The sequence below is a fragment of the Spirosoma lacussanchae genome (assembly GCF_005870035.1).
Taxonomy (GTDB): Bacteria; Bacteroidota; Bacteroidia; order Cytophagales; family Spirosomataceae; genus Spirosoma; species Spirosoma lacussanchae.
The window spans coordinates 17,197-39,649 of record NZ_SWJG01000014.1 but is presented as its reverse complement, the minus strand read 5'-3'; the positions used below and the strand labels follow the sequence as shown (position 1 = coordinate 39,649).

Sequence of the window (22,453 nt, the reverse complement as noted above, 5' to 3'; positions counted from 1 at the left end):
CTATTTTTGCCCTGTATATGAACAACACTGTAGTTTTAATTACCGGTGCCTCTTCGGGCATTGGTCGGGCGCTCGCTTTTGCGTTTGGGCGCGAAGGTGCTTCTGTCGTTATCTGCGCCCGTACCAATACGGCGATCCAGGCCGTGGCTGATGAGCTCCGGCAAGCTAATATCAACACCCTGGCCCTGGTGGCCGATGTAAGCGTTGAGGCCGATGTGAAACGGCTCATCGAGCAGACCATAGCCCAGCTCGGCCGTCTGGACATTCTCATTAATAACGCGGGCATCTCAATGCGGTCCATGCTGATCGACACCGATCCGGCCGTGATTCAGAAGGTCATGGATATCAACTTCATGGGAACTGTATATGCTACCCGTTACGCGCTTCCCCACATTATTCAGGCTAAGGGGTCGATCGTGGGGATCTCGTCCATAGCAGGCTACCGGGGTCTGCCCGTGCGCGCTGGCTATTCGGCCTCTAAGTTTGCCATGAACGGATTTCTGGAAGCCGTGCGTACTGAACTTTTACATACCGGGGTACATGTTCTGACGGCCTGCCCGGGCTTTACGGCATCAAACATCCGCTTTGCCGCCCTCGGTGCCCAGGGTCAGGTTGTTGGCGAGACTATGCGCGACGAGGGGAGCATGATGACCGCCGAGGAGTGCGCTGAACATATTCTGCGGGCCGTCCGGCAACGGAAGCGCGAGCTGATTCTGACAACCCAGGGTAAATTCACCGTATTTCTGAATAAATGGCTACCCAGCCTGATGGACAAGCTGGTTTACAATACCCTGGCCAAAGAGAAAGATTCGCCCCTCAAAAAGTGACTGGGTAGAGCACAAGAGCGGGCCGTTAAATAATCCAGACGTTATCGCGCCGGATGTAATAAAGCTGATTGTTCCAGAACACCCGCAGGTAGATATCTTTTTGCCCCAGAATGTTGACCTTATGGCCCCGCCCAATGACTTCGGCAACCGAAGCTGCGGCCGACGGGGCTGTCCGGAGCAAAACCCGATCGGTACTGGTAATACCCGACTGAACCCCTTCGGGCAGGTTTACGAAAGCCAGCAGTATCAGCAGATATCCCACCAGAACCCATTTCTGCCGTTGCGGAGTTGGCTGCCGACGCAGCGCCTTTACCAGAATAACCCCGAACACATACCCGGCGGGAACCAGCAGAAACAGCAGGACGTAGAGACTGTATTTTCGGTAGAAGAGATAAAAATAGTTCAGATCGTCGGTCTCGTAACCATGCAAATTGTTGGCCCGGGCAATTTCATTCATCTTGAGCAAGACGGCATCGTCGGGGTGCCGATCGAAGTAAACCTGCAGGTAGTATAACAACCGGGAAACGTCCTGTTGCTGCTCATATGCACTCGCTAATTTTAGTAGCATGGCGTCAGTTGCCGTGTGTCCATTGGCCAGCGCACTTTCGTAGTGAACAGCCGCAGCGGCCTGATCACCAGCGGCAAACAGCGAATCAGCCTGGTGTAGTGAATCGGCTCGGCTCTGGAACGAATACGCCATTACAGCCAGGAATAGGCTTATTTTTAGGAGCAGGGCTTGTATTGAATCAAATAAGGCCATACTTTTGCACCGCGATAAAGGAAAAGACGTTGATCGAACAAGGTCGATTCTGGCATCCGATCTGGTAGCTCAGCTGGTAGAGCAATACACTTTTAATGTATGGGTCCTGGGTTCGAATCCCAGCCGGATCACCAAAAAAACGGGGAGAAAAAGAAAGGAAGTTTGGACTTCCTTTCTTTTTCTCCCCGTTTTTTTGACTACTCTTAGAAGGGTAGATCGTTGCTTTCGTCGTCAAATGTGGTGTTGAACGGCATACCGGCAGGCTGAGACGCCTGAGCCGGACGAGACGCCTGAGCCGGGCGACCAGCCGGGGCAGCGTAACCCGGAGCAGGCGCTCCAGCGCCATCACCCTCGGTCAACTCGATCCGGAAAGCCCGCAATTCGGTGTACCAGCGATCATTGTACTCGCGCGATTCGGCACTGAAAGTTGCCTTGAGCGTATCGCCATCAGCAAACTGCTTCAGATCGTTGGCCTTCTCTCCCCAGGCTGTCAGACATACTTTTTTAGGATATTGGCTGTCAAGGGTTTCGATTACAAATTCCTGCTTGTTCCAGGGGCCGTTTTTGCCCTGACCCGTTACTTCGGGCAGGACTTTTACGAGTTTTCCTATTAATTCAAGTGCCATAATGTCGTAGGCGATTACAATTGATTTAGAAGGATAAATTTACGAAAAAAGGCGGTAAATGCCTTGAATCGGCCTAAAAAAGAGAAACTTTCAGAGCTTGCTTTTGCTTCGAATCAGTAAAAAGCTATCTTTGCACCCGCAATCACGTTTTGGCCACGTGGTGAAACTGGTAGACACGCCATCTTGAGGGGGTGGTGCTGCAAGGCATGGGAGTTCGAGTCTCCCCGTGGTCACATAAACACCTAATTAATAGCTACTTATCATTATCGGTAAGTGGCTATTTCTTTTTCAGTTTAAATTCCGGTTTAAACAACATCATTGATGGGCTTTTCCGGGCTTCTACTGCGGGGGCTCGTTTGTGTAAGGACAGTACGTGTAAAGCCAACAAACGCTGCCTTTTAAACATGGCTAAACACCTCAGTTCAACTAAAACAGCCTTGATTGCGCGGATAAAGAAGCGTCTAACCGGATGGCACCAGATGATTTGTGAACATCCTGTTACAACCTTGGAAATAGAATGCAGACAGGCTCGGCCACTTGCGGCTAATGAGCCCTGTGAAGGCCGAGTTGAAGTTTGGTTCAAGTGTCCACAATGCGGCTGGCATCAACGAATACACTGACAAAGCCATTGCACACTGGCTCCCCATTAGCGAAGGAAATAGGGTTGGTTACGCTTGTGCCAAACCTAACCAACCCAGGCACCATCTTCGACTCATCTTCTAATTAGAAGGACTCAAATCACTGGTTAACCTTCGGCCGACGAGGATAGCTCAACGTTGAGCCCTCCTCCTCTTCGAGGCTACAGGCACTTATCAAACCGTATATCCAGGACCGGCCTGTTCGAATGGTACCATGCCTCCATGCCCCTTCCCTAGCCCGGCTGTTTTTAAAAGGAATTTTGAATCCCTTTTAAAAACGGAAGATGCTATAACAAAGCTCAGGACCTTCTTCATGCCTGGCTTATGCTGCAGGCATCCACTCGCCTGGGTCACGACTAGATAGCATTCCGGAGTCAGTGACGCTATGTGAGCCGGCATGAGATAGGATTACTTCTCACGGTACTCAATGTATAGATCACCCCCCAGCGCATTGAATAGATCACCCAGCGTCTTCAATCCCAGCTTGCGCCTACCCTGCTCAATGTTGCCAATGACGGGAGCCGGATAGCCGATGGCCTCCCCTAGTTCGGCCTGAGTCATACCTCGAAGCTTTCGAAGGGATGTGATCAGATCCGGCATGGCATCAGGTGTGTTGGATAGCCGCAGACCACCACCCGGCAGCAACTCACCCGGTATGTTGATCTCCTCCACGTCAAAGGCCGGCGTATCCGGATCGTTGTTGCTGTCTTCGTCTGAGCGACCAAACCCGCCAGACTGCATACGGTCTCCCAGCGTACTGGGTGCCTTCTCCTCTTCTGTCTGTTGTTTCTGTCTTTCCGTTATCATCTGGTTATACCGGACTGTCGGCCCCGGCTCCGTCTTCCACCTCTTTGAGTTCCAGTGTTACACTCCACAATTTGCCGGCAACCTTAACCGTATTCAATTTGGTAATCCTGCATCTAAGGCCCGGTAGGTATAATACCTCCTGCTCATGGCGGTACTTGCTGTAGGCGACTATGTCGCGCCCCGTCTTTCCGGTGATGGTCATCATCACGTTGCCTCTAATGTCATTTGCTACCCGCCTATCCCGGCTCGTGCTGGTAAAGGCATCAAACGTTATGACTTTGTTTGACCTAAGCCACTGCACGTACCCGCCGATGTCATCCATCCAGAACGCTCTGTAAGTGATAGCTGGCGTTTGTGGCAGCTTACTTACTGCCTCTACTAGTTCGGCGGCCTGCTCGGTAACAATGCCGTTGCGCAGGTTCCGATTAATGTCCCGGTACGCGCTTTTGGTGTACTCACGAATGATTTTCATGGTTAGCCTCCGATAGTTCACCTCGGGAGCGGGCTGATTGTGTAACGAATATAATACAAAAAAGTATTAGTTCAAAGGGATTGGTATAAAATCTCACCTCCGGGCGTTCAGACGGGATTTCATCTCTACATAATCCAGGGCGTCGCCCCATTTGATGCGCACGATCTTCGACCCCTCTTCGTAGCGGGGCAGGGGCCAGCGGCTAACTACCTCGACACTCAGGCTCATGCGGCTGGCCAGTTCTTTAAGAGTAATCCACCGCTCCCGGCTCTGGGCTTCGATGAGTCGGTCGTTAGTCTCATTCAGAACGCGCTCTACCGACTGGGCCAGCATCTGCTCGGCCTGCTGGGGGCTTAGTACATAAAATCCGGATTCCATACTTATGTGTATTTAAGGCGGGTTGCCCTGTGTCATCGGCTGCCCGCCGTTTGGTTGTCCTATCCTTGCTCAATAACTATCTCCAAAAACCTTTTCGTGAGCTGATCAAGCACCCTGGTAATTACTGGAATTTCATAGCCTAGCTGACACAGGCAACGCTTTGGGTTCGGCAGGTCGTAATAAAGACGGTCCCGGTAGTTGATTACGCACTCGTAAAAAACCATCATTTCGTCCATTGTTGCTAAGGTGAGCGACTTGTCAGCCTTAAGCGTTTGCGTTGCCCGTTCTCTCAAAGCAGTCCATAAAACAAGCCTCCCGGTCATGTTAGCTACCTCCTTCTTTGACCGTCTAAACTTAACTGCCTGCTCCCTGGTCAGAATCTCGTCATAGAGCTTGAAAGACAGTAGGATCACCTTTGCCTGAGAGTTGTGTCTTAGTTGAATTGTCATGTGCATATCGGTATAGTGGGCGGGATAGCAATTGCAGTACGGCCCCGCCCAACATGTTTTATCCCAAAACGGCGCTGATTTCCTTCAAGCTTTTGAGCATTGACTCGGTTATAAAATCGATCTCTTCGTTGACGATTTCGAGCTCTCGAGCCAACGCCTGCGGATCGGATACATTAACCACATTGCCTATGTAGCTAAACTCCAACAGTTGCTTAACGAGTGAGTCGCGGTACATCTCGAGGGCCGCCTTGACGACCGGAAGATTATAATTCGTGTGAAGTCGGAGAGTGGTAAACATCGCAAAAATGAGTTTCTGGGAGCGGTTATCTATCGGCCCGCTGCGGCTCCCTTTCGCATCGAACAATCACAAGGTAGCATCGATTTTCGCATTTACAAATAGCCTCAACTCATTGAAAATCAGACACTAAGTTGACTAAAGTTGACGCTCTTTGCCCAGGTCGGCACCACGACTATTCTGCGATAGTTTGCCCAGCAAAAGCGGGTTGACGACGGTTGACCGAATCTCCTGATAGAGCATAATATTTTTAAGCGCACATGTAGAAGCCTTACTATCTCTCCCTATTGGCGGCTATGAGAACCATAAAGGGGTGTGGGCCTGCGAAAGGGGGGTGGTACGTCAGAAAACTATGCCGGGGAGGCTTCCCCCACCCGGGGGTGAGTTGCCAAACACGGGGGGGTATACCGGCTTTCTTACTACACCCCGTAGATAGGTCTTTCTCTGACCAAGCTCCGTACTCCCAAAAAAAATCTTCTTTTTCAGCCATCACTTCCGTCACTATCGTCACTATCCCTGTTCGGGAGTGTTTCTCCCTGCCCGACGTATAGATTGGCCTGAACCGCTATAATGTACTTCCAAGGCGCAGTTTAATGAGAGGTAATAGGACTAGAGCTTTCTGCCTGGCCGTTATCCATCCCGCTAACCCGTGCCGTACTTTTAAAAAAAACAATACAGGGACTTACATACACATACATTAGTTGCCAAGACAATCTTATTCCTTATACACGCATATGCGGTCCTTCGCGCACGCGGGCATGAGCGCGTTGAGGTGAGAAGAAGGGGAGTTTGAATAATGCCTCGCTGACCCTTTGTTTGGTGCAGGCTGAATGTATCTCACGGTGTGCTCCCGGTAGGAGGTGTCCTTGACCGGATATTGTGCGAGTTCGAAGGGGTGAAAAGGGATTCATCGAAACCGGAAATAACGGTTCCGTAACGGTTCCGTAACGGTTCCGTTGGTTATCAGTAAGTTAGGCATCTATAAATCCCTCAGGCAGCGATCATCCCACTCTCAGTTCGGGATTTTCCCGAAGTGCGCCCCATACCCATTTGGCCTGACCTATAAGTGATGTCCTTTCTACGGTCAACACTCGGCAATCCTCTCAGCAATTTGCTGATTATCAACGCTGTCCTTTTTTCGGACTTCGCTCTCCTAGCTATAAATAGCTGATTTTCAGCGATACCCATTTTTCGGGTAACGGATTCCGGGACTATAAACTGTACACAAAACGCACAGTATTCTGAGGCCGCCTGCTTCTGCCTTGACCACATACATTCACAATGACAGCTCAACGTTGAGCTATCCTCACTAGCAATGAGTTCAACATTAATTCCTGAACACTTTGCAAAAAAACCTCGCCACCAAATGAGTCATATTGGTCTGATTTATAATTGAATAGATGCGGAAGATTGGTTATTTTTAGGTGTAAAACCACGCCAACCGATGACACCCATAACGCCCGGCTTTGCCCCCAACCCCAACTCAGCCCCCTCTCCTACGCTGGCGGCTGCGCTGATGCCGACCGAGAATCTGGCCCAGCGCAGGGCGGATCAGCAGGCCGGGCTGTATTTCCAGTCGCAGCTCAACGAGGTCTGGCGGCAGCAGAACGCCGAACGGCAGGCCGCCATCGTGGACCTGGAAAAGACCAACAACCAGATCGGCAGCATGGGCCTGCTCGGCCCCGACGCCAGCCGGCTCTACAACCAGTTCGCCGAACCCTGGCGCAGAAAGGTCGAAGACATCATCAAGAACGAATACCAGGGCGACGTGCGCCGGTTCCGGCGCGAGAAGGGTGACTACCTCATGGGCGAGTTCAACACCATGCTCACCACCAGTAGGGAGTTGCAGATGGCCCAGCAGAACAAAACCAACTACGCCCTCTGGCTTAAAGACAAGCAGGATGGCAAGCTGGCCCTGGGCGACATGGACACGGCCTTCGCCCAGTTCACCAACGGAGATCGTCCGGACCTGCCCTATGCCGGCGGCTACGAGCCGCCCAAGAACGTCTTCGACCGGATCGCCAAAGGCACCAAGCCCGGCTACGAGTGGGGGCTGTCGGTCAAGGACGAGCGGGGTAATCACATCGGCTACGCGCCCGTGCCGGCCTCGCGGGAAGACATCTACCGCGAAGCCCTCAACGACGGGCTCTCCCCCGCCCAGGCCAGCGACTACGTGGACAACAAACTCCGCTACCAGGGCGGGGTGAACTGGGGCATGAAGCAGCCCGACCCCTACAAGCTCCGCCAGGACGCCATCGAAAACGAGCAGTGGAAGATGAAGTTCAACCAGTCCGAGCGGTTCCAGGCGCAGGACATCGGCGAACGACGGGCCGACCGCGCTGCCCGTGAAAAGGCCCGAAAGGAAGAAGCAGCCGCCAAAGCCAAAGTACCCGGTGCGGGTCTGCCATCCTACTACGACCGGCTGTTTGCCACGACGGGCTTCAACGAGCGGTTCCAGGTGCCGGGCCAGCCGGGGATTTCTTTCCCCCAGCGAAGCGGTATCGTGGCCGGGGAGCGAGACGCCCTGCTGGCCGCGCTGGGCTACGACGACAAGAACGCCCGCGAGTTGACCAATGCGGACAATCCGGCGATTCCAACCAACAAACCCATGAAGGTCAATGCCGTGACGCCGGGGCAGGTGATGTACCGCGTCGGGGTCGGACAGACGGTGACGGGACCGGCGGTGATCTCGGCCGATGGCAACAAGGTCATCCCGATGAAAGACGGTATCCTGCGCGAAGTGACCGAGATCGACCCCAACCGCATCATCCAGCTGCCGGCAGCCCGCTTCGGTGGTCCGGCCGGGGTGCCCATCATGGCCGTCAAGGCGAAGGTCAACCTCAAAGCCGCCGACGGCACGACCAAATTCAACCAGGACGTGTTTATTCCCGTCTCCACCAGTATGAACACCCGAGCGGGCCTGACCGACATGACCCCATTCGGGTCGCCCAACCCCCGCAGCGCGGCCATGCAGCCCACGGGCTACGACGGCCCCGACCAGCCTACCACCCGAACCTACGTCCAGCAACTCCTTAACGAAGACTGATGCAGCCACTGCTCATGCCGGTCGCTAAATCACAAGTCGATTGCTTTTTTGCTCCATCTCGGAGCAGTAGGTTTGAGACTACACACGTCGTCAGGGTATATGAGTTTGCTTTATTTCTGGGTGTTGCCGGGCATCATAGGTATGGCCCTGATTGAGATGCTCAATTTCATCAATTCGGGCAAAAGGCCGCAGTCATTAAAAAGCTTTCGTAGCTTCTTCACGACGGTAGCAGCGGCTGCGCTTACCGGGTGGCTCAGCATTGGCGTACTTCTGGCGTCAATTTCAGAGGCACCTCCCCTACTGCAGCGGATTGCTCTATATGCCTTTGTCGCGCTTTTACTGACGGCCTGTGCTACTGAGTTAACCAAAACACGGGTTGGCTGCAGGTGCGAAGACGGAACGTTTAGCGCAGCAACGGGCGCGGGTGCGTGCTCATGGCACGGTGGGGTAGATCGGTGGGAGTATGTATATTGGTGGGAATAGCCTCTATTTTGCCCATTAAAAAACCTGAGCGTCCACAGCCCCGCCGAAAGGTAGCTTTATAGACGCCCAGGTTTACACCTACAAATCACCGTTGAGGCTAATACGGTCCCCTTCGCAATTTACTTTTCTGTTTACCCCCCTCGGGAGCGTCACCAAGCAGTACATCATCTGAGCCGTAAGTCGCTGGCATCTGGTGAGGGGAGGGTACTGGTAGCAGGTTTTCGATCTGTATATTAATCTGACGAGTAATCTCACCCGGCAACCCAACCGTCTCGGACAGGCTCCGGTTAAAGCTGCGAATGGCTTTGTTTAGCTCTTTCATATAGTGAGCTCTTGACTTAAAGTCGTCCCGCTGTATAACCGGAATCGGAGCAAATCGAATCAGACTTATAATATCAAAAGCCAATTGCCCTACTGGTGTAAATGGCGTCTCCATGAAGGCGCTCTCCGCCCAGGGCACTCCGCTGATAACATCTACACCAGACTCCACGATCTGAGCCGCCCCCGGCGGTGTGTAGGAGCCAACAAGGTTGCGAACATATCGCCACAGAAAATCTGAGATCGTCGTATCTCCCTTCTCGTCGTCGTCACTAAACTTATAGCGAAGTGACTGCAGCATCGTGTCAATAACGGCCACCAGCAAAGGGTTGATGACAGCATTGACTACCAGCTGCTTGCTGAGTGCCTCGACCGCCGAATTTCGGGCTGACTCATCGGAAGCATACCCAACCTCTAACACACGCTGCACCGTTGCATTCATCACCTTGCTCGACTGGCCCCGGTAGAGTGCCAGTATCTGCAAAAACGGGTTACTATCCACCTGCAGGGCCGATTTGTCGGTGCGGTCATACGTCTGGTTGGAAAAATAGAGTGCCTCAACAGCCAGCCTGGCCGCTTCCGCCCGCTGCTCATCGGGCGACGCCTGTGGTATTGTGTCGGACACCTGCCTCAGGGCTGCCCGGTAGAGCGACAAGGCAACCGCAGCGTCTGCCCTATGCATGGCCGCCAGTCCGTACTTTCGCGTCCACCGCTGCCGTCCGGCCTCCATCTGCTGCCAGCGAGAAGTCGTGCCTGTGTACTGGTTCCACGAGTCAAGGTCGGTGTCGGGCGTTGCCGTTCCGTTCATCCGCCACAGCAGAACGTCAGCACTCCCGGCACTCTTCACGCCACTTCTGGCCACCTCCTGTAGCTCAGCCATTCCCAGGTCAAACGCCGTCGGTGTGTTGTCGTAGTCTCCGGAGTCGCTCCCTCTCGCCCATAGTCTGTATGCGTTGCCGACTAAAGACGCATAGGAAGGGGCTTCGGCGTATAGATACTTATCGTCAATAAAGCCGTTGCCTATAGCCGACACGTAGCCGGTTACCTGCTTTAGGCCAATTCCTACGTTAAAGGCGAAGCGTGAAAGTGTAGCCTGCCGCATCCTCAGCCCAACGTCCAGGCGTCCGAGCTTTGGAATGGAGATACCAATGGATGCGCTGTTTCGCCCTTCATCGGGGGAGCCAATGCCCTCCATGAGCTGCCTCCAAGCCTTCTCTGGGCCTGATCCCCCAGCTAGACCTTTGAACTTCCAGTAATCTTTTTGTCCTGTCCCGTAGCCATTTGCCTGCGCCTGGTGAAGGCGGTCCATCTCGGCGTAAACCGGATTAAACTGAACGTAATTTTCCGCCTGTCGAACATACCGCTCAACTCCGGCCAGAAAGGGCTCCGCTATAACCACGGCAGGAATACCCGACGACTCTTTCAACAGACCGGCGTCTGAGACGAATTGCTGGATTTGCCGCCTATTGAGCGATTTCTCCTCGGCAATGGTTCGCATAGGGAAGTATTCCTTGACGAGTGCCAGCTGCCTGCCTGTAGACAGTTGATACTCAAGCTGTATCTTGGGTGCAACAGCCGCAGTCAACTCCCGCCAAATTCCCATGATACCAGTAAGATTAGCGTCTGACTCAACGCGAGATTCCATCTCTCGTAGCGTTTGCAGGCTCAGCCTCACCTCAACGGTCTGATCGGCGTTGCCAGGGTTAACCATACTAAAGGCGGGCGGCTCAACGTAGGAAACGATGCCATTGACTTCCTTCTTACCTCCGTTGGTATTTGCCATGATCCGCTTATAAACAGCCACCATAGACAAGGCTACGTCTACCGGAACCTCAAAAGGTTTAGTCTGCCCGTTAACCTGACCAACCACGGTCCATGTTGGCACCTCCTCTGTCAGGGTCAGGTGCCGGTGAGAGGTAATCCCCTCGCTCTCTTTATAAAGAGCTTCCAGGGCCGCATGACTGACTCGCTTTAACGGAGCTACCCGGTCGCGAGCGGCATCTACAACCGCAAGAAATCGCTTACCCGTCAGACTATTTCCAAATAGCAGCCTGGCCAGGTTTCTCAGGTCAAGCGAAAGGGCGATGCCGCGAACAATATTGTATATGCGACCAGAGAGCTGCCTCTGGGTTGACTCAAAGTCTAGCTGCTGACCTGCCAGATCGGGAGCAATCCGCACAATTTCGTTGGTAACCGGGTCCACATCCCGGCCATAGGCCTCCAATGCCTTTAACTGTTCCTTAGAGAGCGAGAACTTGCTGAGCCAGTTACCATCGATTGATAGAGGGAGCGGCCCAACGTGTATAGCAGCCCTGTCGGGGGCCATACCCATCTCGCCGGCCAGCTCCCCAAGCTGCTCACTGGTCGCCAGCGAGAGGGGCAATCCGGCGAGGAGTTCTTCGGCGCGGGCGTCGGCGAAGGCGGCCAGAGTTGTCTCGGGCGAGAGGGATAGGCCCAGCTTCGCGCCGATCCGCTTCATCATCACCGAGAGCCAGGTGCCAAAGCGTTTCAGCAGGCCGGGTTTTGCCAGCCCCATCCCCCGCTCGCCTATGGCCGTCACTAGAGCCTCCTCAAGTAGCTGCTCGTCGGTCAAGCCGCGACCGGCGTAGACCTCGCGAACCCTTGTGTCGTATTCGCTACCTCGGACCAGGTTTAACCCGGCCTGGTAGAGGTCTCTCATCTCCCGCTTTATCAGGGTCGTGTAAAGGTGCCCAAATTCGTGAAGTGGCGTTTCCGCTGTGGCGTAGTCCGCATTGAGGTAGACAACCCCCTCTCGTACCGCCCCTACGACTCCATCGCCGAACCCTTCGGTCATGGCCTCGTTAGAGAGCACTTCTGCACGAACCCCAGGAAAGGCGTTCCTGAAATCACTGATAAAGGATTCCAGGCGAAACCGGCCAACAGGGTCAGCAGAAAGTGACCGACCCGAAGGTGGGCGTTGCTCCCGGATAACGGGAAGCTTCTTGGGAATGGCTTTGTCAACAAGTTGTCTGCCTTTAATCCGCTCAGCCTCGCTGGCTTCCATGAGCTTGCCGGCCAGAATCGACCTCCGTTCTTTTGTGGCGATGACGTACACGTCGGCGATGACTTTACCGTCAGGGGTAGTGCTTAGATCGGCGACCCGGACGAGGTAGCCCTTCTTGCCCGCTCCCGGCAGGGTAAAGTTTTTGTAGATGCCCTCCACCTCGACCGTTGCAGCGGCCACCGGCTCACTGGTAGAGGTAGTTGTGGCAGGACCGGCAGCGGCTATGGCGTTGGCTTCGTTGATGTTGGCCGGCAGCGTCAGGGAACGGACCCCCCGCCCGTCCCGCACGGCGTCGAGGGGGTAGGTGAACTTACCCTTCTTGCCCAGCCGGTCGCGGTTCACCACCACTTGCCCGTCTTCGGTGAAGCCAATGATGGTAGCCTCGAAGGGGTTAGTGCGGCCCACCTGCACGTCCATGCCCACCGCAGCTTCCACGGTTGACGAGCCCACGGACAGGGGCGTCGATGCTCGTCCGCTTTCGGCAGCGGCCAGTTCGAGATCGGTAGCGTCCATGCCGTCCAGGTTAATGTCGGCCATGCCGGACGGGGGCGTAGCCGGAGTGGTCGTCAGCCCACGGCCACGGGCGATGAGGGGGTCGATCTCGGCCCGTCGGTTCTGGTAGATCACCTGATCGCGGGTGTCGGAGCGGCCTTCGCGGATGCGGTCGGCGATGCCCTGCGCCAGTTCGGGCGTGAGCAAAAAGCCCGACGGGTCTTCCCGGAAGGCGCGGTAGTCGCTGTCGGAGACGGGCTGATTCAGCGCGTCCGGATTCCCAGCGGGAGCCGTACTGCCGTCTGGATTTGCTGGCGCACCTGGTTCTGCAACTGCTCCGTTCGTAACGCCACCATCGGGCTGATCGTTGCCAGTGACTGCGACAGCCGGCCCAGCACCTGCTGACGTTGGGTCGGCGGCAGCCGGTGCAGCTGCCGGTTCAGGTTGAACAGCAACGCCTGCATCGGCAGGGAGCGGATCGCTTTGGCCCTGGCCGGGTTCTGCCACTGCACCGGGCTGGTCTGTATTGTCGGCGGGGTTTCCGGCCGGGGTTGTGGACTCTCCATTGGTATTGGCTTGGGCTAACGCATAAAGCGTGGTAAAGACTTCGTCTACCTGGTATAAGCCGGGTATGTTTTCGTCAATGTAGCGACCCAGCACCTCGGCGTCGGATGCGATCAGGCCGTCGCCTGGGCGCATGGCTTCGAGCTGAGCCGCTACCGACCGCACGACCGAGCCGGCCGCGCCGATCTCGTCGGCGGTAAAGCCTTCGCCCTGCACCTGCACGATCTGCGCTACCGTATCCGACGAATAGACCGCGTCGAACAGGGCAATAGCCTGGTTCATGCGCTGCTGGCCTACGGGCGTCAGCGCGTCGGGGTCGGTAGCCGACTCGGCGGCTTCGGCCTGGGTGTCGGCGATGGCTTCTTCAATGGCCTGACCAACGACCGGCTCCGGCAGCGCACTCATCTGCGCCTGCAGATCAAGCACCTGCAAGGCAGAAAGCACATCGCCCTTGCGGATGGTGCGCTCAGTGCCCTTGCTATCCACCAGCTTCACCCCGAAGAGTTTGCCGTTCTTGTCGTAGGCAAAGGCGTCGGCCAGTACCTGCCCCTCGGGCAGCGTGTAAGGCAGACCGTTGATCAGGACGATGCCGTTCTCGGGGTCGTAGGCTACCGGCCCGTTTTCCAGGATAGACTGGGGATCGGCAGTGGCCGCCGTGGATTCGGGCAGGGACGCATCGGGCGTGGGTGCGGAGATAGCCGGGTTTGTTTCATTGGCGGGGGCAGCGGTCAGGCCGCGCTGATCGGCGATGAAGTTGATGTAGTCGCGCAGGGGCCGCTCGTCGGCGGCCACGGTACGCCCCTTGAAGCCGTCGCGCCGACCCAGCAGGGCCGCGTCCGAGAGGGCGTTGATGGCGGCTACCGTCGTCGGGCTGAGTTTGGCTTCCAGCTTGGCGCGGAGCTGGTTGGTCTGGGCCTCGCGCCGGGCGTTGGCTTCCTGCTGCAGAGCCAGCTCGGGATCGTAGCCGCCGATAAAGCCGTTGTCGGCGTCGCTCAGTAGCTGCTCCATGTCGTAGGTCTGGGGCGTAATCCCGCCCTCACCCGGCATCGCCAGGGTGATCGTTGGCACCTGACCGTCCTCGTTGCTGACGGCGTCCACGCGGATAGGTTCGGCGATGCCCGACAGCCGGACGAACTCACCGGGCTGGTAAGCCGACAGCGGCTTGATCCCGGCGGTGACAAAGCCGGGCTCCTCGGCGACGGTGCGCGGACTGGCCACACTGACCGATGGGGGGGCTATGTCGGCTTCGTTGCGCACGACTACTTTACCGGCGGGCAGAGTGACGGGTACATCCGGCTGACCATCTTCGGTCGGCTGGCTGATGGTGACCCGCTGCCCGTCGGCGGATATGTCTACGATAGAGCCGGACACCGGCCCGTTCTCGCCCTGTCCGCTGGCCAGCATCCCCACGTCCAGCCGGTTGATATGGCCCAGCCCTTCGGAGACGGCCATCGCCTGGCGGCCCGACAGCAGCCCATCCACCTGATCGGTGAGAAAGCGCATCCGGCGGTCGTCTTTGGCCCGTTCGCTGTCGCTGTAGCCTTCCGGCAGGGCCGAGTTGATCTCGGCGATCCGGGCGGCAATGTCGATCTTGTCGTCACCCTGGGCCGCTGCGTACTGCTCCTGCAGGGCGGGTAGTTCGTTGGCGACCGCTTCGGCGGCCATGATCCGGCCGCTGACTTCGGGGATGTGATTGCGGGTGATGTCGTAATACTGATACCGCTGAAAGGCGGTCGTATTCGGCAGGCGCGAGAAGCGCATCGCCACGTCGATGAGGTCGGCTGCGTTCTGGCGTATCTCCTGCCGCGCCTGGGGCGAGAGGTTCGGCTGACTGTCGAGGCCGTCCAGCATCGGGCTCAGCCACTGCTGCACATCTTCGACGCCCTGACCTTCGCGGATGCGCTGGTCGATGGCCCCGAAGAGCGTTGGGGTCATCGCGCCCGAGTTGTGGAACGTATTGAGAAAGCCGCCCACCGCTGCCCCCATCGACATGGAGCCGATGATATTGTTGAGCACGCTGTTCATCGACTGGTCGAACTGACCCTTGCCCGTGCCGGCGTTGGCCCCAACGGTGTTGTTGAAGATCAGCTTGGCGAACTCTTCGCCGGCCGACTGCAACCCTTCCTCGTAGATACCTTCCTTGAACGCCCCTTCCAGTACATTGGCCGGCGCGTTTTTTATGTACCGCAGTACGGCGTTGGTGGTGGATTTGGCCGCCTGACGAAGCGAGGCTTCGCTGACGCCCGCCCGCAGTTCGGCGAGGCCGGCCTTGATGGCGGAGTCTCGGATGCTTCGACCGGCTCCCGCGAAAAAGTTTTTTTCGATGCCGAGCCGGCTTTCCATCACGCCCATGACGGGAGCCAGCAGGCCAGCAAACAGGCTCGTCTCGGTGGGCGAGAGGCCGGCGGCCCTGGCTTCTTCGGTGATGGGGCGAACCATCGACACGGTAGACGACAGGGTAGAGAGGCCCATCTGCGTCTGGCGCAGGCGAGCTGTCAGGGCTCCCGCTTCGGCCAGATCACCGGCCAGCTCGGCCGCCCGGATGAGTTTGGGGAGCTGGCCGATCCTGGCGGCTCCCAGCGCAGGGGCCATTGCCGAGACGGCGGTAAAGAGTCCTTCACCCAGGGCCGCTCCGGTGCCTTCGTCCAGAGCCCCCGTCCACTCGACACCGTCGTTATACGACAGCAGCGTCTTGGGATCGACGGCAAACTTCACCTGTTCGAGTCCGTTGTTGATAAACTCACTGACCGAGCGCAGCCGGCCCAGCACCGCGTCGGACTTGCCCAGGCCCAGCGAAGACTGGCCGATCTTCTGGTCGGCCTGGTCAAACGCCTGTCCGAACCCATCGGCGGTGCGGGGCACGTCGCCCCGGATCACCTGACCGGCGGCCATCATGCCGGCTTCGATGCCGCGCTCGGCCCCGAGTACCGTCTCGGGTAGCTCGACAACGCCCTGCGCCAGCGACACCAGCCCGTTCCAGAGTCCTTTGCCTACCCCCCGCGTGGTGGCGGCCAGCCCCGGCTCGGACGGCGGGGCAGACTTGGGCCCGGCCAGCCGCTCGGCCCCACCCGGCAGAAAGGCCGCCCGGTTGATTTCAGTGCCGGCGATGCGGCCCAGCTCTTCGAGTTTGGGCATAAACTGATCCACGTAGTCCGGCCCTTTGGCGACGGCGTTGTTCCAGCGGTTCATCACCTGGTCGTAGGTGGCGTGTCCCGACTGCTGCAGGGACTTCGCCATTTGGGCGACGAGGGGATCGTTACGCTTATATGCCGGTGCGCTGGAAAGCCGGGGCATAGGGCCACCGAAACTCAGGGAGTCAGCAGCGGAGGGTTTTGTTTTTTGTTCCATTTTGTGTGTGGTTTACTGCGTCAATGATGATGCGCCTAGCGTCGAAAAGTGCCTATGTTGCTGTTGCCATTCGTGAAATGATTTGGCTGAGATCATCGGAACGGCACCGGGCGGGCTCGGATTGTCCCAGTCGGCCGGTGATGGCTCGTCGGCAACCAACGGGGGTAACCGTTCGATGTCTGTCTCATCCGGCCTGAGCGTTATGCCTGGGTTTGCGAGCTGCTCGGCGAACTGGCTAACCGTCGGAGGTTCCTTAAGAAGAAGGTCAGCCAGATCAAAGCCGTCACGCTTCTGCTCCGGTGTTGCCGTTTTTTCAAGGAAATCGGAGACCTCAACGTCGATACCTGCCCGCTGCAGTTCCTCGGCCAATGTCAGCCAACCCTTGATTCTTTTCCCTTCCTTTAGGATGTCATGGTAGGCATCGGCATCTGGGTACAGGACGATCCGCCTACCCCGCACTGCTTCCAGCCTTTCGGGCTTCAAGTACGATTTCGCCCCAACGGCCATCCAGACCAGCTCGGGGAAGAATGCTGCACAAACAATGGCAGTTTTCGGCGACTCCACTATGGCAATGGTTGCATCTCGGGGGGCATCGTGAAGCTGGGTCAGTCCGAAAAGGCAAGGGGAGCAATCGGCGTACTGGCAGTAATCGGCGAGCCATTCGGGCAGTTCATCACCGGCCTGCTGCAAGCGTCTCCTGAGGGCCGAGTGCGTCCAATCAACCATCGCTCGCCGATGGCCGTCCCTGTTGGTATACTTTGCCGTGTGCCAATCCTCAGCGAATAGTTTTATCTGGCCACCTCGCTTTCGCCCCGCCGGGTCGATGTACCAGAAGACCGTTGCGCCGGGCCACCTGGCCGACGTGCCGACGTTGAATCGGCTAAGTAGCAACAATGCTTTACTGCTGCCAAACTGTTTTTCAAGCAACTGGGCGAAGACGTTGTATTTGTAGGCCGACGGGGAGAGCGACTTTTGAAATATGTCGTCGGGGATGGAGAAAAACCGCTGCGTTGTTCGGGCCGGGAGTGCGTTCGCCGGAAAGATAATTTGGCAAACCCTCTCAACCTGCTCAGGTGTAGCCGCCTGTCCTTCCAGCCACGACCTGGCCTCTGACTCTGACTTGCCCTTGCGCTTGAGTGCGCCTGCGCCTTTGATCCAGTCTTTCGGTACGCGGTTAGCCCCTTCATCAAGGTCGTAATAACTCTGGCCGTCTGGCCCCTTCTGGTACGGCCCAAAGAAGTAGCCGCAATCGTTTTGCCGGTCACAGCGTCCGTAAATCTCGGGCAGTACTTCGCCGGTCGCAACCTTGACGAACCGGCTTAGCTTCTTTTTGTGACCGCAGGCAGGGCAGTCGGACTTGATCGACTTCTTTGCCAGGCGGTATATATGGTTCTTCTCCATAATAGTCTCTGTTGGTGCGTCACCACCGTCATGACACCACAACTCGGATGGTCAATAGTGACGGTAGTGACGGTGGTGACGGCCTAGAAAAAAGATTATTTTTACGATCGTTCGGTGTAGAGAACCTGCCCGATGTTCGATTTTTTTGAGAGAATGCCGACAGATTCGGCTCGTTCCCGGAAGTTTTTAGCGTTAACAGGCCGGTAGCCGCTCTCTGAACAAAATGCCCGATATTCTCCGTAGACGAGCTTCAAGGCGATGTTGTGTTGGCTGGCGCGATAGCCGTTTTCCTCAAGAAAAAGGAGAACCGAGTCCGACTGTTTCCGGTAGTTGCTCAACTGTAGATCAACCTGTTCAGATTTGGTAAAGCCACGCTGATAGAGCAACCGGCGGAGTCCGTCGAGGACCCAGTTTAAAACACCAGGCAACTCTGTAGCGATTATCGACGAAGCCAGCATTGGGTCTCGCTCGTTCTCCGGAATAGTGACAGTGAACGGAAGAATCAAAAGCCGACGGAAGAAAGCATTTGTGTGCTCAACGTCGGCAGGGAGCACGTTGCAATTAAATGCGAGCTTAGCGTAGTTCCGGATGATGAAAGGCTGGCCGTATGGCAGCCGGGCTTCCATTGGCTCACCCGATACGAGTTGCTTAAATGTGTCAGCCTCCAGTCGGCCGGAAATTTCGGACGCGTAATTGAGCAACATTGTGACCAAATGCGCACGACTGTACGCGGGTTCGTTGGTCAGCGAGGTAAGGCCAAATTGACTTACATTGTCGGGTCCGAGGAGCGCATTAAGCACCTCAAAAATCACAGACTTTCCATTTGCACCTCCCCCGTACAGTAGAAGAGCTTTTTCAAGTTTGAGCTCAGACGACCGAACGAAGACGTAACCGAAGAACTCCGCCAAAATTTTTTGACAGTCAGGGTCGGGCAAACACCGATCCAGGAATCGCTTGAACGTTGGTGCCTGGGCGGTCGGATCATAGTCGAAAGGCAGCTCATAGGTTAGAAAATCGCCCGGGTCGGGTGGTCTGAGTTTTGGAACACTTCTAGTGTTGATGTCGAGGGTGCCATTTCTCAAATTAATCATTACCCCCGGTCGGGATGGCGGGGGTGGCAGCCGGGCTGCTTCGGAGAACTGGTCTAGCAAGCTCTTTGCAAACTCTACATACCTGGCTGTAAACTTTTCAACCCCCATCCGCTCGGCTGCCTGCCGAAGGAAAGTCCTCAGCTCCGCAGCATCGACCGGCCGCCAGCATCGCCCATTGAAGATATAGAAGAATCCGTCCCGGTTCGCAAGTTGCCAGCGGTTTCGGGACGCGATTTCCAACACCTGTTCGACGGCAAGTATTAAATAGTGCGGTCGTTTTACCTTTTCTTCGGGTTCAAGGCCAGCAAGCGCCCGAAAATCAACCAGCTCGATCTGGGCGAGTAACGAGTTTAGAACCTCGTCGTGGCTAATTTCTCCCTTCTCCTGCGTGTGGCGGGCCACTTCCTCTTTTAGGGCCTCAATAGGATTTTTATTTTTGTCGATAATTCCGTTATCTTTGATAGCCAACTGCATATTAATCAATATTTTAGATGCTCACAGCCCTCCCAGACTGTGAGCATTTTATTTTCTGGGACAAAAAGCACTCTAAGTTTTCGGCATCCGTAACGACGTGCGTTATCGAGGACATCTCTTCGGAAACATCCTTGGGACTAGAGCCTTGCTTGAGTTTGACGACGCGAAACTGATTCCTTCCAGACTCGGCGCGGAAGACAACCCCAAAGGGCTGGTCGAAGTCGATGTGCCAAATCAGGCCTCCAGCGTTTCGGATGGCTTGCGAAATGGAGAAGAGAGTCACGCTGGTCCTCCTTTCTGGCCACGACGACCCTGTTCAAGCCAGTTCACAAGATCCGATCGGCGGAAAGTCAAGCGGTTTCCCCGCTTAAAATGTGGAATGTTCCTCTCGGCAACCAACGCATAGATTCGCGCCCGACTCAGTCGGGTCACCTCCCTGGCAACCTCAATTCCTCCTATTTCTTTTTGAGGTGATGCTTCTGCCGGGGACTGGATAATTGAAATTAGCTGCTCGATTTTTTCTCCCAGCTGGCAAACGTATGCGGGCAGTTCCTCGAAAGTGATTAATTTATTTTGTGTCATTGTCCCATCATTTATTGTTGATGGGGCAAAACTCATTAGATATGGAGGAGTCAACCGGTTGAACCGGTTGAGTTTTTTTACATTTGCTACCTGCTATCTAGGATTTTTGTTCTTCTTCTTAGCTTCCCTGTACTCCTCTTCGTATACTCGACGGCGATCCTGGGAGACTAATTTTTCAATGTTCTCGTAGTCTTTTAGTCTATTCTTCGCTTGTCCTGTTCTAATGCCAAGGTCTCTCATCTGGTCGTATTGTGAACGAATCTTACTGCCGCTGTTTTCAGCGATATATCCAAATTCTCTGGCGATTCTATTTTTATTTTTGAGGTTTATCTCTTCACCATTTACATGGTAAAGAATGGCTATTTGGGGCTGAGTCAGTTGCTCCCCATTGAGGCCTAATTTTATCCCTGTCATACTCCCTGCGGTGCCTGTCTCGCTTTTATGGTGCAAAGGGCTTGTCTTGAAAGTTGACATATACGGTCGCCAGCATTCGTTTGCTGTGTTTCTTACGGCTTCGCAAGCCGTATAAATTTGTGTTACCACATTCCGAACTCGACTCAGGTGATCCTGCTGGTTACGAATAGCGAAAGCCATTTCATTAGATGACGCAAAAGATACTAAGTCTGGGTTATTCGGGTTGGCTTCGATCCAGCTCTTACATTCCTTCCGGACATCCATTAAGGGACTTATGACTGGGCGAAACCATTCACCGAGCTGGGGTAACTGATCTCTTCCGGCTGCCCATTCCAGGTTCCTTGTTAGCTCCTCTTTGAAACCAGAAAGGTCGGGGAACGGGGCTTCCTGCCATATAGACATTAATTCTTCGTCTACCTCCTTCATTGACCCTAGCCAGCCCAAAGATGGCGCGACCTTATTAATAAATTCTGACAGCTTCCGTGCTTCGACTTGAGTGAACTGATGTGAGTTCTTCGGTGTTTCCATTCTGGCAAAAGTGAGTTTTGGCCCGTTATCGTATTGCAGACGATGGCGGGCCTTTCTGTGTTTATAAAAGAGCGTTCAGCTTCTCATCGAGGGTTTTGTTGGCAAACGAGTCCAGATAGATCGTGGTAACCTTCTCGTTCTCATGCCCCATGATCTGGGATGTCTCTGCATCGGCAACACCTGACCGGCGCAGAGTCGTGGCCATCGTATGCCTGGCTACGTAGGTGGTCAAGGGGGTAGCGACCCCAACCCTCTCCCCTATACGTTTAAGATCGCTGTTGATCTGACCCAGCACCTTCTTTAATCGGTTCGCAATCGACTTCGGGTTTTGATGCACAGACCTGCTCAGTACATCAAAAACATAGTCATCCGGGCCATTGAAAGTAAAGGGTCTGTACGTCTCGATGATAGACAGGGCCGGAGCCAGCAGCCGGGTCGAAAACACCCCCCCGGTCTTCTGACGAATGTAGTTAAGCCGGGAGCCGGCTTCATCATTCTGAATGTCCCGCCAGCGTAGCTGAGCCATATCCACGAAGTTGATGCCCCCTACATAGAAGCTGAACAGAAACAGGTCTTTCGCTCTCTGCAGTCCGTCTACCTCAGCCTCGTTCTTCACTTCGGACCACCTGCCGGAGCTGGTTCCCTGAGGGACAAAAGCCTCGATCTTTCGCACGTCATCACGGCTGATAGCCCTCTTCTTTGTTGACAGCACAAACTTGCTTACACTGAACTTATGCCGGTCGCTCGATTGGCGACTGAATGGGTATGTTTCCGGACTGGCTACCCCCTCGGCTATGGCTTTATTAAGTACGGATCGCAGCGTTCTAAACCGATTCGACAGGGATGTCTCAGCGTTGCCCCGTTCTCGCAGGTATACCTCAAAGTCGTTACAGAATTTTACGGTGACATCAGCGAACCGGATAGTATCCTTTTTGTATTCCGTGTGAATGAAGGCGGATAGCTGATTCCGGAGTGTGCGATACACTTGCCGGTTGCCGAGCTGGCTGGTTCGCTTCATACCTGCAATAAGCTCATCCATGTAGGGCAGCAGTGTAGCCCGGCGCAGCTCATTCCGCTTCTCAATCGCCTTACTGACAACGTCAGCGGGATCGTGCATTTCATCGGCGTCGGCCAGACTGCCGGCCGCTTCGCTATACTTCTTTTCCCAGCGTTCCAGGTCGTTGAGCAGATCATTCCGGAAGGGCTCAGGGTAACTCTTGCGGACTTCCTTTTTCTGGGGGTTCCAGTATTTTGGGTGCAGCGTCAAGCCGGTCGCAATGTACTTTAGCTTCCGGTCCTTTGTTATGCGCACCATGAAGGGGTGACTTCCATCGGCCAGCGTCTTGCTGGTGTAGTAGACGACCTTCACGGTGGCTCTTCCCTCCTTATACTGCGTTGTCCTTGCCATACTGTTTAAACCAGGCTATGGTTTACT

General features: G+C 55.4%; 15 protein-coding genes and 2 tRNA genes. 4 read left to right on the top strand and 13 right to left on the bottom strand.

The features are described 5' to 3' along the window. Positions 1–17: 17 nt before the first annotated feature. Complete coding sequence (locus FBR45_RS25690) at positions 18–827, top strand: SDR family oxidoreductase (protein ID WP_077921012.1); 810 nt, start codon at positions 18–20, stop codon at positions 825–827. A gap of 25 nt (positions 828–852) precedes the next feature. On the opposite strand, the gene FBR45_RS25685 is transcribed toward FBR45_RS25690, so the two are convergent. Next, positions 853–1,527, bottom strand: a complete 675-nt coding sequence (locus tag FBR45_RS25685) for a hypothetical protein (protein ID WP_246082393.1) — start codon at positions 1,525–1,527, stop codon at positions 853–855. 118 nt (positions 1,528–1,645) lie between these two features. Here FBR45_RS25685 and FBR45_RS25680 point away from each other — a divergent pair. Then, positions 1,646–1,721 (top strand) — tRNA-Lys (locus tag FBR45_RS25680). 69 nt (positions 1,722–1,790) lie between these two features. On the opposite strand, the gene FBR45_RS25675 is transcribed toward FBR45_RS25680, so the two are convergent. Further along, on the bottom strand, positions 1,791–2,213 hold the full coding sequence (locus FBR45_RS25675) for a DUF3127 domain-containing protein (protein WP_138507326.1): 423 nt from the start codon (positions 2,211–2,213) through the stop codon (positions 1,791–1,793). Positions 2,214–2,364: 151 nt separating this feature from the next. Here FBR45_RS25675 and FBR45_RS25670 point away from each other — a divergent pair. Then, positions 2,365–2,446: transfer RNA gene (locus tag FBR45_RS25670), tRNA-Leu, on the top strand. A gap of 813 nt (positions 2,447–3,259) precedes the next feature. Here the strand turns inward: FBR45_RS25670 and FBR45_RS25665 are convergent. From FBR45_RS25665 to FBR45_RS25645, 5 genes are all read right to left on the bottom strand, one after another. Then, complete coding sequence (locus tag FBR45_RS25665) at positions 3,260–3,658, bottom strand: helix-turn-helix domain-containing protein (protein WP_138507325.1); 399 nt, start codon at positions 3,656–3,658, stop codon at positions 3,260–3,262. A 4-nt stretch (positions 3,659–3,662) separates the two neighbouring features. Then, entirely contained in the window at positions 3,663–4,130 is a 468-nt protein-coding gene (locus FBR45_RS25660) for an ADP-ribosyltransferase (RefSeq protein ID WP_138507324.1), read from the bottom strand. A gap of 93 nt (positions 4,131–4,223) precedes the next feature. Further along, positions 4,224–4,508: a hypothetical protein gene (locus tag FBR45_RS25655; protein WP_138507323.1), complete on the bottom strand. Its 285-nt coding sequence runs from the start codon at positions 4,506–4,508 to the stop codon at positions 4,224–4,226. Positions 4,509–4,567: 59 nt separating this feature from the next. Next, positions 4,568–4,957 carry a hypothetical protein gene (locus FBR45_RS25650; RefSeq protein ID WP_138507322.1) on the bottom strand — a complete coding sequence of 130 codons (390 nt, stop codon included), beginning with the start codon at positions 4,955–4,957 and terminating at the stop codon, positions 4,568–4,570. A 58-nt stretch (positions 4,958–5,015) separates the two neighbouring features. Then, positions 5,016–5,255 (bottom strand): hypothetical protein, encoded by a 240-nt coding sequence (locus FBR45_RS25645; RefSeq protein WP_138507321.1) that lies wholly within the window; start codon positions 5,253–5,255, stop codon positions 5,016–5,018. 1,441 nt (positions 5,256–6,696) lie between these two features. Here FBR45_RS25645 and FBR45_RS25640 point away from each other — a divergent pair. Beyond that, positions 6,697–8,298 carry a hypothetical protein gene (locus FBR45_RS25640; RefSeq protein ID WP_138507320.1) on the top strand — a complete coding sequence of 534 codons (1,602 nt, stop codon included), beginning with the start codon at positions 6,697–6,699 and terminating at the stop codon, positions 8,296–8,298. 580 nt (positions 8,299–8,878) lie between these two features. Here the strand turns inward: FBR45_RS25640 and FBR45_RS25635 are convergent. The 6 genes from FBR45_RS25635 to FBR45_RS25610 form a co-directional block, all read right to left on the bottom strand. Then, positions 8,879–16,417, bottom strand: a complete 7,539-nt coding sequence (locus FBR45_RS25635; protein WP_138507319.1) for a hypothetical protein — start codon at positions 16,415–16,417, stop codon at positions 8,879–8,881. 123 nt (positions 16,418–16,540) lie between these two features. Next, positions 16,541–17,929 (bottom strand): DUF6371 domain-containing protein, encoded by a 1,389-nt coding sequence (locus tag FBR45_RS25630; protein ID WP_212748657.1) that lies wholly within the window; start codon positions 17,927–17,929, stop codon positions 16,541–16,543. Between the two features lie 101 nt (positions 17,930–18,030). Next, the gene (locus FBR45_RS25625; RefSeq protein WP_138507318.1) at positions 18,031–19,494 is read right to left on the bottom strand and encodes a DNA primase family protein; all 1,464 of its coding nucleotides are present in this window, start codon (positions 19,492–19,494) and stop codon (positions 18,031–18,033) included. 279 nt (positions 19,495–19,773) lie between these two features. Next, positions 19,774–20,112: a helix-turn-helix domain-containing protein gene (locus tag FBR45_RS25620; RefSeq protein WP_138507317.1), complete on the bottom strand. Its 339-nt coding sequence runs from the start codon at positions 20,110–20,112 to the stop codon at positions 19,774–19,776. 57 nt (positions 20,113–20,169) lie between these two features. Further along, positions 20,170–21,018 (bottom strand): hypothetical protein, encoded by an 849-nt coding sequence (locus FBR45_RS25615; protein WP_138507316.1) that lies wholly within the window; start codon positions 21,016–21,018, stop codon positions 20,170–20,172. A 61-nt stretch (positions 21,019–21,079) separates the two neighbouring features. Beyond that, positions 21,080–22,426, bottom strand: a complete 1,347-nt coding sequence (locus tag FBR45_RS25610; protein ID WP_171044965.1) for a site-specific integrase — start codon at positions 22,424–22,426, stop codon at positions 21,080–21,082. Positions 22,427–22,453: the final 27 nt, after the last annotated feature.